Source organism: Acinetobacter sp. WCHA45 (assembly GCF_002165255.2).
In the GTDB taxonomy this organism is placed as follows: domain Bacteria; phylum Pseudomonadota; class Gammaproteobacteria; order Pseudomonadales; family Moraxellaceae; genus Acinetobacter.
The window spans coordinates 2623312-2636866 of the sequence record NZ_CP028561.1 but is presented as its reverse complement, the minus strand read 5'-3'; the positions used below and the strand labels follow the sequence as shown (position 1 = coordinate 2636866).

Here is a 13555-nt window from a genome sequence, read left to right as displayed (position 1 = left end):
AACCGCATAAAAAGCAAACATAAATTTTAGTTTGGGATATGCTTTTGTGTAAAAAAACGCCACTACCACAAAGAAAGTTGAGATTCTTGTTGCATGGGTTGTAATTGATAGACGCCAACACCGGCTAAGCGGAATTGAAAAGTCGGGTCAATATGCATTTCATTCAGTAGTTGAAAGATGACTTGTGCTAAGTCTTGTTCAGATTGTAGCGCTTGTTTGAAGCTTTTACTGTGTTGTAAAACCTGAAAATTTTTAAGTTTAAGTTTTACATTGACTCCTCGAGCAGTTAATTGTTTTTTATTTAGACTACGCCATACTTGCCCAGCTAGGGGCTGCCAAGTGTGATGACATTGTTCAAGTGTATAATCATCATCAAAAGTGATCTCTTTTGATATTTGTTGGCGCTCCCGTTCTGCTTTTACAGGGCGATGATCAATCCCTTGAGCATATAAATACAGCTGTTTTCCGTATTTGCCAAAATGATGAATAAGTATATTTTCTTCTATTTTTTGTAGGTCACCGAGCGTGTGTAAATTCAGTTGACTTAATTTTTCTTGAGTGACTTTACCGACCCCTGGAATTTTATTGAGGGCTAAATCCTGAATAAAATTGAGTACCTGATGGGGTTTTATCACAAATAAACCATTAGGTTTGTTCCAATCAGAGGCGATCTTTGCCAAAAATTTATTGGGAGCTACCCCAGCGGACGCAGTGAGTCCTGTTACTGCAAAAATATCAGCACGAATGTGTGCAGCGACCTCAGTCGCACTAGGAATATTCTTTAAGTTTTCAGTGACATCCAAATAAGCTTCATCTAAAGATAAGGGTTCAATCAGAGGAGTGTATTGTTGGAAAATTTGATGAATTTGAGCTGAGACTTCACGATATTTTTCAAAATTAGGCTCAATCACGATAACCTGTGGGCAGAGTTTTTTGGCTTGCCCCATCGACATCGCCGAGCGCAGACCAAAGACACGAGCGGGGTAGGATGCTGCAGCAATTACAGCACGAGGGTGGTGTGATGAAATCACCACAGGCAAGTTTTTGAGATCAGGGCGCTCTCTGAGTTCAACCGATGCATAAAAGGCATCCATATCAATATGGATGATTTTGCGCAGTTCACTTGGCATCTACGATGCCTTGTTGTTTTAAAAAGATTCGCCACTGTTTTGGCGATTCTGCATAGACATTTAGATCAACAGGTTTTGGAATACCCTCTATCTTTCCACTTTGGCTATGTTGCCAAAAGAGCCATTTTCGGCCATCTTTTAATTCAGGTTTACCCTCATAATCCCTCACCCATAATGGGGTATTGCTAAAATTACCCATCAAAACAATGTGGTAAAAAGTCTTGGAAATATAAAAAATAGGTTGTTTGCCATAATGTTTATGGAGTTGATCATTCATGATCTGAATTTCTTTGAGTAGCTGCTCTTTGGTATAGGTATTAATGCAATTACTGTCATATTCAAGATCAATCACAGGTGGTAAGGCATCTGCTTTCTTTGGCACAGTAGCGATAAAATTTTCAGCCTGAACGGTGCCATCACGGCAGAGACGGTAGAAATGATACGCACCGACATGTAAACCTCTTTCACGTGCTTTGAGCCAATTCTGCTGAAAATTTTGATCTTTGAAATCGCCACCTTCGGTGGCTTTGAGATACACGAATTGGTATTGCATCGGAGAGATCTTTTTCCAGTTAATCTCACCTTGATGATGCGATACATCAAATCCACGGATTGAATAATCTTGTGCTACGGCTTTTTGTTGATAGAACAGTCCAAAATAACTGACGATACCGAGCATCACTGTTAAAGCAATACTAGTCAGTGCTGGATAATGCTGAGAGAGTGGATACTTCGGTATTTTCTTTGCCATAATGAGGTTTTGTACTATGCAATATCGAGTTGAGTGCTAGATTTACAGTATTGATCATGCAGAGATTGTACTCGGTTTAGCTTTTAGATTGATCATCTGATGGCTCAATTGTTCCACAAATTTACATGATGTATTGAGAGTAATCCTAGACATTCTCTTATGGAGACTCATCCGTAGTTTCTTTTGGGATCTGCCAAAAGATGATTGCAGTAATGAGGTTAATACAACCCAGTGTAATTAATGTGGCATGGAAAGCACTGCTCATTGATGTCGTTGAAAAGTGCTGACTGAATAGATTAATCAGTGTGCCTGCCATTGCGACCCCAATACTCATAGACAGCATCATAATCATTGATAAGAAACTATTACCGCTGCTGGCATCGTGTTGTGGCAAGTCCTTGAGAGTGAGCGTATTCATGCCTACAAACTGTAGCGAATTTAATGTACCAAAAATAAACAAGTGTAAGACTTTCAACCACAGTGGAGTCACTGCTGTCATGAATGAGAAGCTCGCAATACATAATCCGACCAAGATGGTATTGGTGAGTAGAAAACGACGATACCCTACACGTTGAATTAATGGACGAATAATTGGTTTCGAAAATAATGAACCCAAGACCAATGGAATCATCATTAATCCTGTAATAAAAGGTTCAAAGCCAAAGGCAACTTGTAACATCAAAGGTAAAATAAAAGGAATAGCATTGCTGCCCAAACGTGCGAAGAAATTACCTAATACACCGATCGAGAAGATTTTGTAACGGAATAGACGCCCATGAAATAGCGCATTTTGATGGGTGTGCGCATGATAGGCATAGCTAACCGTGGCAATGATACCAATCAACAATAAGCTGATACTCACAAGATTTGAATATTGTGAGGAGGCCATATTTTCAATGCCTAAGGATAAACCGACCATTGCGACCATCAATAAGATAAAACCGCTGAAATCGAAAGTTTTCACCGTCGGCTCTTTTTGATTGGGCATGATCTTAAATGTCATGATCATACCGAGAATACCCATCGGAAGATTAATCAGAAAAATCCAATGCCATGTTGCGACTTCAACTAACCAACCGCCTAATGTAGGTCCCATCAGTGGACCGATTAGCCCTGCCAAACTCATGAGACTCATGGCTGAAAGAAATTGGGAGCGTGGAATTAGCTTTAATAAAGCTAAACGGCCTACAGGCATCAATAAGGCGCCGCCGATACCTTGAATCACACGGAAAAACAACAGTTGTTCTAGGTTTTGCGATAAGCCACATCCCAATGAGGCCAAGCTGAAAATCACCATAGAGCTGAGATAAATATTACGAATCCCAAAACGATCGGCTAACCAACCACTCAAGGGAATACAGGCTGCAACAGATAATACATAGGCGACAATCACACTATGCATTTGTAATGGGTTTTCATTCAGTTGAATCGCCATGCCTGGTATTGCAGTATTCACGATGGTGGTGTCTAAGGCTTGCATAAAAAAGCCAATCGAAACCAATATGACCAACCATCGAAATTCGGGCTGTACAGCTTGGTGTGTTGTCGTGGTCATGAGTTCTGACACATAAGAAATCGGTTCTAGTTTAATGCAAGCCTATTGGAAATAAAGACCAAAATTGTCAAAGAGTGGTCATGGAACTGACATTAAAGTGTCATCGAACTTGCATCTCAAATCACTAAATTAACCATACAAAATAAGGGTATGGAATTTGATGATGAAATTTAAGATTTCAGTTTTATTGACAACATTGTTGTCTGTCGGGTTGGTTGCCTGTAATGAGAATGATAACGCTACGAGCTCAACAGAGGTTGTAGAAGCAACGCCTGAAACAATGAAGTTAAGTTTGTTAGGGCGTTATGAAACCAAGGTGTTTGTTAAAAGTGCAGCTGAGATTCCTGCGTATGATGCGGCAAGTAAACGCTTATTTGTAGTCAATGCACAAAAAGGTTTAGTCGATGTTCTAGATGCATCTAAACCAGCACAGCCTGTACACATTGCAGAGCTTTCAGCACGAACGTATTTAGCAAATTCTGAAGTAAATAGTGTTGCTGTGAAAAATGGCATTGTTGCGATTGCAGTACAAGCTGAGAATAAAACGGATACCGGAATGGTGGTGTTTTTTAATGCCAAAGATCTCAGTTTTATTAGCAAAGTGAGTGTGGGTGCTTTACCTGATATGCTGACTTTTAGTCCAGATGCTAAAACGGTTTTAGTCGCAAATGAAGCAGAACCGAATGATGATTATTCGGTTGATCCTGAAGGTTCAATCAGCATTATTGATATCAGCAATATCCAACAACCTAAAGCCAGTGTGGCAGGTTTTAGTGCATGGAATAATCAAAAGTCAGATTTATTGGCCAAAGGAGTACGTATCTTTGGTCCAAATGCCAGCGTTGCTCAAGATTTAGAACCTGAATATATAACCATTTCAGCAGACAGCAAAACCGCTTGGGTCACGTTACAAGAAAATAATGCAATTGCGAGAATAGATATCACACAACAGAAAGTCACCGATATTTATCCATTAGGCTATAAAGACCATAGTTTGGTTGAGAATGCTTTAGATGTGAGCGATCGGGATTGTGATCCAAAAACAGATTGTAATGGTGATGGTGTTATTGATACCAAAGATAAAGATAAGGGAATGATCAATATCAAACCGTGGGCAGGTTTAGTGGGAATGTATCAACCAGATTCGATTGCGAACTATCAGGTGAATGGACAAACTTATTTGGTGACTGCCAATGAAGGGGATTCACGCGCTTGGTTAAAAGATGCTGAGGCATATTTTGGTGGTGATACCAGTAAGGGCTTTGTAGAAGAAATTCGCGTTAAAGATCTGTTTAAGAGTAGTGGTTTTACCAATAAAGTCAAAGATGAGTATCCAGCGCATTTACAGAAAATCGCTGTAGGCGTAAAAGGTGCACGATTAAATTCATCAACTTTTGGTTATTGTGGCGCAACGGCAACAGATGCAAAAGGGTGTCGTGAAGATAGTCAATTAGGTCGTTTAAAAGTGACGTGGACCAAAGGATACCAAGTGAATCAAGACGGTTCACCAAAACTGGATGCAGATGGTTATCTGGTTTATGACAAACTCTATGCCTATGGTGCACGTTCATTTAGTATCTGGAATACCCAAGGTCAACTTGTTTGGGATTCGGGCAGCGAATTTGAAAAGAAAATAGCAGAGTTATTTCCTAAATACTTTAATAGTGATCATGAAGAAGTCACTTTTGATAAGCGAAGTGCTGCCAAAGGTCCAGAACCAGAAGGTATTACTGTGGGGACAATCGGGAAGAAAACCTTTGCTTTTATTGGTTTGGAACGTATGAGTGGCATCATGGCGTATGACATCACCACGCCGAATAAACCTAAGTTTATTGAATATTTTACGACCCGTAACTTTGTAGAAACAGATATTGCGCAGCAGGGTGATTTAGGACCTGAGGGGTTGATTTTTGTCTCTGCAAAAGACTCCCCAAATGGCAAGCCATTACTCGTGGTTGGTAATGAAGTCAGTGGTTCAACGGCTGTTTACCAAGTTAATCTTCAATAAACTCTGAGCATAAAAAAACGGATCAATTTGATCCGTTTTTTTTATGCTGAGTATTTTAAACTTCGATACGTGTAGGACTATTCAAATTTTTAATTACATTGGTAATTTGTTCAAGCGAATCACAAATAATCACTTTGGCACGATGTTGAGGAGGTAAAAATCCTTCTTCAACAGCATGATCTAGTTGAGCAATCAAGGCATCATAAAAACGATTAACATTATAAATAATCATCGGTTTTTGGTGCTGATTGAGTTGGCCCCAAGTCGCTATTTCTAAAATCTCTTCAAAAGTACCCAAACCACCAGGTAAAGCAATAAAAGCACTGGCACGTTCTGCCATCAATGCTTTACGTTCATGCATGGTTTCAACAATATGAAGCTCTGTTAATTTATTGTGTGCAATTTCATAGTCCAACATAAACTCAGGAATTACACCGACTACTTCACCGCTATGTTCGAGTACAGTATCTGCAACTTGACCCATTAAGCCAATACTTGCCCCGCCATAGACAATTCCAAGACCTTGATTCGCGATGTGTTGAGCAAGTTCGATGGCTTTATCTCGATAAATGGGTTTGTTACCTGTACGAGAACCGCAATATAACGCAATCAGAGATTGGGTGGTTTTTCTGGGAGTAGAAGAAATGGTTTTTTTATCTGTCATTCTAAATACACTATTCATTCGGTTTATTTTCACCTTATCATTTTCATTATGCTTGTCTAGGTTAAATGACTTTTATGACAGTTTTATGCACACTTTACGTACAAAACAATATCATGAATTTTAGAAAAAATTTGAAAACAACAAGCACATAAAAAAGATGAATTTCACTGCAATCTTGCCTATACTGAAAATCCTTTTATTAATTTATGTACCTCTATGAGTAGTGGTTGTTGTCGCTCCGCTTTGTTCTTATTTCCTAAAAAAAATGTTTTGGCTATTTGTGCCGACCTTTTAAAATTTCAACTTCATAACGATATTGCTGATTTTGCAGAGGAGTCACATCAATGATTTTTGAATGGATGTCTGATCCTGCTGCATGGGTTGGCTTAGCCACATTGGTGGTGCTTGAAATCGTACTAGGTATTGATAACCTAGTATTTATTGCAATCTTGGCAGAAAAATTACCACCAGAACAACGTAATGCTGCTCGTAGAGTTGGTTTGATTCTCGCCTTAATCATGCGTCTAGGATTGCTTGCTGCAATTGCATGGGTTGTGACTCTAACTGAACCACTGTTCCATATTTTTGACCATGCCTTTTCTGGTCGTGACCTGATTTTGCTGTTTGGTGGTGTGTTCTTACTCTTCAAAGGTACGATGGAGTTACATGAACGAATCGAGGGTCACCAAACACTGAAAGAAGAAAATCCTGTACATGCGACTTTTTGGATGGTGATTGTTCAGATTGTCGTTTTAGATGCCGTCTTTTCTTTAGACAGTGTGATTACTGCAGTTGGTATGGTGAAGCATCAAAGTGTCATGATGCTGGCAATGATTATTGCTGTTGGTATTATGCTTTGGGCATCCAAACCGCTGATGGATTTCGTCAATAAGCATCCAACCGTGGTGATCCTGTGTCTTGGTTTCCTGATGATGATCGGTTTCTCATTAGTGGTTGAGGGCTTTGGTTTCCATATCCCGAAAGGTTACTTGTACGCTGCGATAGGTTTCTCTGTCTTAGTCGAAATCGTGAATCAGACCATGCGCCGTAATCAAGAGAAATTGGTGACGACGACTGATTTACGTTATCGCACAGCTTCTGCAGTATTACGTATGTTGGGCAGTAAAGGTAATGGTAGTGAAGGCCAAAATAAAGAAGCTGAAGACGTTTTAGCGACTCAAGCCTATGCCAAAGAAGTGTTTGACGAAGATAATGGTGTTTACCACAGTGTACTGGTACAGGGCGTATTGGGCTTGTCTGAACGTCCAGTAAAATCGGTGATGACACCACGTCCTGAATTGGAATGGCTGGACCTTGATGCTGACCCAGCCGAATTGAAAGAGCGTTTGATGGCAATGACCCATTCACGCCTGATCATTGCACGGGGTGAACTGGATAATATTGAGGGTGTGGTACTGACCCATAAAATTCTCAATGAATACATTGAAACAGGAACGATTGATTTCAGTAAACATCTGCGTGAACCTGTGATTGTACATGAAAATGCCCAAGTCCTGATGGTGATGGAACAGTTACGTCAAGCGCCGTTGCAAATAGCCATCGTTTTAAATGAATACGGTTCTATCGAGGGAATTGCAACGCCGATAGATGTATTAGAGGCGATCGCAGGTGAGTTCCCTGATGAAGACGAATTGGAAGCTGTGGCTGCCAGTTTGGATGATGGTTCAATGTTATTAGAAGGTTCAACGGACATTCGCCATGTATCACTGTTATTAGGTAAAGATCTGGTTGATGAAAGTGAAGAATATTCAACTTTATCTGGTTATGTGTTATTCCATTTAGGTCGTTTACCTGAAAATGGGGAAATGGTTGAAGCTGATGGCTATCGCTTTGAAGTTGTTACAATGGATGGGCACAAAATTGAAAAAGTGCGTATTATTGCCAAAGAAAAGTTAGCCGATACATAATTAAGTTTGTTTTAAATAGCCTCTGAGTTTTACGATCGTGATTACGGTCGTTTTGCTCAAGGCTATTTTTATTTGAGTATTGAAATGACATTGACAGAGAATTGCCCATGTGGAAGTGGGCTATATGTAACATGTTGCCAACCTTTGCATTTGAAACAACAATTTGCTCAAAATGCAGAGCAATTAATGCGTTCGCGTTACAGTGCTTTTGCTTTACAACAGATTGATTATATTTTGGAAACCACCGCTTTGGGGCAGCAAACCGGTTTGGATCGAGATGCGATTGCAGATTGGAGTCAATCCAATCAGTGGCTAAAATTAGAAGTCGTGCAGCACCAGCCAAAACTGGATAAAACCCATGCCTTGGTAGAATTCAAGGCCCATTACCATGATGGAAAACAGCAACATGTTCATCATGAAATCTCTCATTTTGTTTTGCATCAGCAGCACTGGTATTTTCTTGATCCAACCTTGGATCTGCAAATCACCATGAAACAACCCTGTATTTGCGGTTCAGGGAAAAAATTTAAACAATGTTGTGCGCAATTCATCTAAGTTTGCCTTAAAATAGCGCACACTTTGATGCCTGATTTAGGGATGTCGGCAGATGTTACTCACCGTGATTTATATTATTGCTATTACTGCGGAAGCGATGACAGGGGCGTTATCAGCAGGACGACGTAGTATGGACTGGTTTGGGGTAACACTGATTGCTTGTGTGACTGCTTTAGGTGGTGGTTCAGTTCGAGATGTTTTACTAGGCCATTATCCTTTAACGTGGGTCAAACATCCTGAATATTTGGTTCTGACTTGTTGTGCAGCGTTTGTCACCATTATTATCGCCAAGTGGATGAAACATTTACGTAGTGTGTTCTTATTGCTTGACGCCATGGGATTAATTGGTTTCACCATCATTGGCTGTCAAATTGCCTTGTCGATGGGGCATGGTTTTGTGGTTTCCGCCGTGGCTGGGGTCTTAACAGGGGTATCGGGGGGTATTTTGCGCGATATCTTGTGTAATGATGTGCCACTAGTGTTCCGTCGTGAGCTGTATGCCAGTATTTCCTTTGTTGCCGTGATTTGTTATTGGGTCTGTCTAGAGGTTGGACTACCACATGACCTTACCGTAATTTTTACCTTGGTGTTTGGTTTCACCTTGCGCGTGATTGCAATTTATTTTGGTCTGGAAATGCCAAAATTTATTTATAAGGAAGATGATGCTGAGTCTGCATCTTCGACGGATGAGCATTGACAAGACACCACTTGACGCATAAACAACAACAAAGACTTGTCACAATGCTTTCTCCGCATATGAGCTGCGGTTATAGCAGCGCAAGGGCATTTACGATAACATTAAGTAAATTTTTTATATGACTCGCTGAAATGACCAGCCTTGCACATCATGCAACCGAAAACCGCTCCGTAGCTGAATTCACAGAACAAGCTTATTTAAACTATGCCATGTACGTGATTATGGATCGTGCATTGCCGCATATCAGTGACGGTTTAAAACCTGTACAACGCCGTATTGTTTATGCGATGAGCGAGTTGGGCTTAAAATCGACAGGCAAACCGAAGAAATCGGCACGTACAGTCGGTGACGTGTTAGGTAAATATCATCCACATGGTGATTTAGCCTGTTATGAAGCGATGGTATTGATGGCACAGCCATTCAGCTACCGTTATCCATTGATTGAAGGTCAAGGCAACTGGGGTTCACCTGATGACCCTAAGTCATTTGCTGCAATGCGTTATACCGAAGCCAAATTGTCTGCTTATAGTGAATTATTACTGAGTGAGCTTGGGCAAGGAACGAGTGAATGGCAAGATAACTTTGATGGTTCGATGAAAGAACCGATTACTTTGCCTGCAAGGATTCCCAATATCCTACTGAACGGTACGACGGGCATTGCAGTGGGGATGGCAACTGATATTCCACCGCATAACTTACGTGAAGTAGTCAAAGGTACGATTGCGCTGATTCGTAACCCTGAAACCACTGATGAAAAATTAGCAGAATATATTCCAGCACCCGATTTACCGACCAAAGCTGAAATTATTACGCCACCAGAAGAATTACTGAAAATCCAAACTACAGGGCGTGGTAGCTATCGTGCGCGTGCAGTGTATACGGTCGAAAAAAATGAGATTGTGATTACTGAGCTACCTTATCAAGTTTCAGGTTCAAAAGTCGTCACGCAAATTGCAGATCAAATGATTGCGAAAAAGTTGCCTTTGGTGGCAGATATTCGTGATGAATCAGATCATAAAAATCCAACACGCTTAGTCATTGTATTGCGTTCTAATCGTGTAGATGCTGAAACGGTGATGAGCCATTTATTTGCGACCACTGATTTAGAATCAAGCTATCGCGTTAATTTGAATATGATTGGTGCAGATGGTCGTCCTCAAGTCAAATCGATTCGCCGTATTTTGTTGGAATGGATTGAGATCCGTAAGCAAACCGTAACACGTCGTTTGCAATATCATTTAAATAAAATTGAAAAACGTTTGCATATTTTGGCAGGCCTTTTAATTGCTTATTTAGATATTGATACTGTAATTCGGATTATTCGTGAAGAAGATCAACCAAAACCTGTTTTGATGCAGCACTTTGGGATTGATGATATTCAGGCTGAGGCAATTTTGGAGCTCAAGCTTCGTCATTTGGCTAAACTTGAAGAAATGGAAATCCGCCGTGAACAAGAAGAACTGGAAGCAAAAGCAGCGATTATTCGCGAGCAACTTGCAAATCCTGAATCATTGAAGAATTTAATTATTGGTGAGTTAAAAGAAGACGCGAAAAAGTTCGGTGATGATCGTCGTTCACCGATTGTGAAACGTGCAGATGCGGTACAAATCAAAGAGCAAGATTTAATGCCTGCGGAAACAGTAACTGTGGTCTTGTCAGAAGCAGGCTGGGTACGTGCTGCCAAAGGTGCTGAGGTTGATGCGGCCAACCTGAATTATCGCGCGGGTGACCAGTATTTAAGCCATGCAGTTGGGAAAACCAATCAACGGGTGTATTTCCTTGATGAAACGGGGCGTAGCTATGCCTTGCCAATCAGCAGCTTGCCATCGGCGCGTGGTTTGGGTGAGCCATTGAGCTCAAAGCTTGCACCAGCCAGCGGCGTGTCATTTATTCAAGTATTTGTTGATGAGGACAGTAATGAGTTACTTGCAGTCAGTTCAAACGGATATGGATTTAAAACGCAAGCGGCGCAGTTAGATACCAATGCGAAAGCAGGTAAAGCCTTTTTGACAGTTGCAGACAATGCAACCGCTTTACCTTTATTGCCAATTCAACAAGCCACACATGTTGCAATTCTCAGTTCATCAGGGCGCTTATTGATCATAGATTTGGCTGAATTACCTGTTCTGAATAAAGGTAAAGGTAACAAGTTGATACAACTTGATGAAAAAGAGCAAATTTTATCCATGACAACACTGAGTTTAGATGAAATAATCCAAGTCGCTGCAGGACAACAACACCTAAAACTGAAAGGGGATGATCTCCAAAAATATATAGGAAAAAGAGCAACAAAGGGGCAACTTTTACCACGGGGATATCAAAAAGCAAATAGACTCCTCATTCAGAGATAAGGCTAGTATTCTGTGATAAAAATACGTTATATATGACAAGGTATTCATATTATTTGAATAGATTGACAGGGCAATTCCAAAAGTTAAAAAAAAGTTTTGTCATGGAAAGTAACGTCGTTACATTTTTAAGGATTACTACTCGGAGATAATGGCATTATGGAAAAAATTTGGTTTGCAGAATACCAAAAGACAGGAATCCCAGAAACAGTTGCGCTGCCTGCTGAAAACACCTCACTTGTTGATATTTTTGAACGCAATTTCCAAAAATTTGGTTCACGTGATGCCTTTATCTTCATGGATAAAGTTTTAACGTATAATGAATTAGAAGTCGCCAGCCGTAAATTTGCCACCTACCTGCAAGGTCTGGGCTTGAAAAAAGGATCGCGCGTTGCGGTGATGATGCCGAACGTATTCCAGTATCCAGTAGTTGCTCTAGGTGTATTCCGTGCAGGTTTAGTATTGGTCAATGTAAACCCACTTTATACTTCACGTGAGCTTGAGCATCAGTTAAATGACTCTGGGGCAGAAGCTCTTGTAATCATCGAAAACTTTGCTAGTGTTTATCAAAGCATTATTGGTAAAACACCAGTGAAGCATGTTGTGGTTGCTTCTGTCGGTGACATGCTCGGTACACTGAAAGGTACGATTGTAAACTTCGTTTTACGTAAAGTACGTAAACAAATTCCAGCATGGAATATTCCTGGCCACGTTAAATTTAATGCAGCGTTAGGTAAAGCAAATCCAAGCAATTATAAACGTCCAAGTTTGACCTTAAGCGATACTGCTGTACTGCAATATACAGGTGGTACGACAGGTGTTTCTAAAGGTGCTGAGTTAACACACCGTAACTTGGTTTCTAACCTATTACAATGTGATGGTATTTTCTCAAGTAAATTTGGCACAGGTGACGGTTCTAAAGATGATCGTATCGTGTGTGCGTTACCGCTTTATCACATCTTTGCATTCATGGTGTGCGCGCTTTACGGTATGTATAAAGGTCAAGCGAATATCTTGATTCCGAACCCACGTGACCTACCAGCAGTCGTTGGCGAATTACGTAAATACCAACCTTCTTTCTTCCCAGCAGTAAACACCTTGTTTAATGCCTTAGTGAACAACGAAGAATTCAAACAGCTTGACCATAGCAAATTGAAGATGGCAATGGGTGGTGGTATGGCGGTATTGCCATCGACTGCTGAAGCGTGGAAAAAAGTAACAGGCACCATCATCATTGAAGGTTATGGCTTGTCTGAGACTTCACCAGTTGCAACAGCAAACCCTCCTGCAACGACTGAGTTTAGCGGCACGATTGGTATCCCATTACCATTGACTGAAGTTGCTTTACTTGATGATGATGGTAACGAAGTGGCATTTGGTGAGCAGGGTGAAATTTCGATTCGTGGCCCACAGGTAATGAAAGGCTACTGGAATCGTCCTGATGAAACTGAGAAAGTCATGACCAAAGACGGTTTCTTCCGTACGGGTGATGTTGGTGTCATGGATTCACGCGGTTATTTCAAAATTGTAGACCGTAAAAAAGATATGATCTTAGTTTCAGGCTTTAACGTTTACCCGAGTGAAATTGAAGAAGTGATTGCGAAGCATCCAAAAGTATTGGAAGTTGCTGCGATTGGTGTGCCAGATGAAAAATCAGGTGAAGTGCCTAAATTATTCATCGTGAAAAAAGATCCTTCATTAACAACTGAAGAAATTATTGCTTATGCAAAACAAAACTTAACAGGCTATAAATGCCCACGTTATGTTGAGTTTATGGATGATCTACCAAAATCGAACGTAGGTAAGATCTTACGTAAAGATTTACGTAAACCAGCTTAAGAATTTCACTTAGCCTCCGTTTAAAATAAGGGAGCTATTGGAAATAAAAAACGCCACAATTGTGGCGTTTTTTTTATTTG

Annotated in this window: 10 protein-coding genes; 6 read left to right on the top strand and 4 right to left on the bottom strand. The window is 40.5% G+C overall.

The window, feature by feature from the left end:
• Positions 1 to 62: 62 nt before the first annotated feature.
• The 3 genes from dinB to mdtD form a co-directional block, all read right to left on the bottom strand.
• On the bottom strand, positions 63 to 1118 hold the full coding sequence (dinB, locus tag CDG55_RS14075) for a DNA polymerase IV (protein WP_171287564.1): 1056 nt from the start codon (positions 1116 to 1118) through the stop codon (positions 63 to 65).
• 1 nt (position 1119) lies between these two features.
• On the bottom strand, positions 1120 to 1881 hold the full coding sequence (locus CDG55_RS14070; RefSeq protein ID WP_087536514.1) for a GH25 family lysozyme: 762 nt from the start codon (positions 1879 to 1881) through the stop codon (positions 1120 to 1122).
• Between the two features lie 157 nt (positions 1882 to 2038).
• Positions 2039 to 3436, bottom strand: a complete 1398-nt coding sequence (gene mdtD / locus CDG55_RS14065) for a multidrug transporter subunit MdtD (RefSeq protein ID WP_087536515.1) — start codon at positions 3434 to 3436, stop codon at positions 2039 to 2041.
• Positions 3437 to 3599: 163 nt separating this feature from the next.
• On the opposite strand from mdtD, the gene CDG55_RS14060 reads away from it, so the two are divergent.
• A complete protein-coding gene (locus CDG55_RS14060) occupies positions 3600 to 5444 on the top strand; it encodes a choice-of-anchor I family protein (protein WP_087536516.1) in 1845 nt (614 codons plus the stop codon).
• Positions 5445 to 5499: 55 nt separating this feature from the next.
• Here CDG55_RS14060 and CDG55_RS14055 read toward each other — a convergent pair whose 3' ends face one another.
• Positions 5500 to 6126, bottom strand: a complete 627-nt coding sequence (locus tag CDG55_RS14055; protein WP_087536517.1) for a TIGR00730 family Rossman fold protein — start codon at positions 6124 to 6126, stop codon at positions 5500 to 5502.
• A 326-nt stretch (positions 6127 to 6452) separates the two neighbouring features.
• Between CDG55_RS14055 and CDG55_RS14050 the strand changes: the two genes are divergently transcribed.
• The 5 genes from CDG55_RS14050 to CDG55_RS14030 all read left to right on the top strand — a co-directional run bounded on the left by CDG55_RS14050 (position 6453) and on the right by CDG55_RS14030 (position 13475).
• Complete coding sequence (locus CDG55_RS14050) at positions 6453 to 8036, top strand: TerC family protein (protein ID WP_087536518.1); 1584 nt, start codon at positions 6453 to 6455, stop codon at positions 8034 to 8036.
• Between the two features lie 84 nt (positions 8037 to 8120).
• Positions 8121 to 8591, top strand: a complete 471-nt coding sequence (locus CDG55_RS14045; protein WP_087536519.1) for a YchJ family protein — start codon at positions 8121 to 8123, stop codon at positions 8589 to 8591.
• Between the two features lie 52 nt (positions 8592 to 8643).
• Positions 8644 to 9288 carry a trimeric intracellular cation channel family protein gene (locus tag CDG55_RS14040; RefSeq protein ID WP_087536520.1) on the top strand — a complete coding sequence of 215 codons (645 nt, stop codon included), beginning with the start codon at positions 8644 to 8646 and terminating at the stop codon, positions 9286 to 9288.
• Positions 9289 to 9419: 131 nt separating this feature from the next.
• Positions 9420 to 11639 (top strand): DNA topoisomerase IV subunit A, encoded by a 2220-nt coding sequence (gene parC, locus CDG55_RS14035; protein ID WP_087536521.1) that lies wholly within the window; start codon positions 9420 to 9422, stop codon positions 11637 to 11639.
• A 156-nt stretch (positions 11640 to 11795) separates the two neighbouring features.
• Positions 11796 to 13475, top strand: a complete 1680-nt coding sequence (locus CDG55_RS14030; RefSeq protein WP_087536522.1) for an AMP-binding protein — start codon at positions 11796 to 11798, stop codon at positions 13473 to 13475.
• Positions 13476 to 13555: the final 80 nt, after the last annotated feature.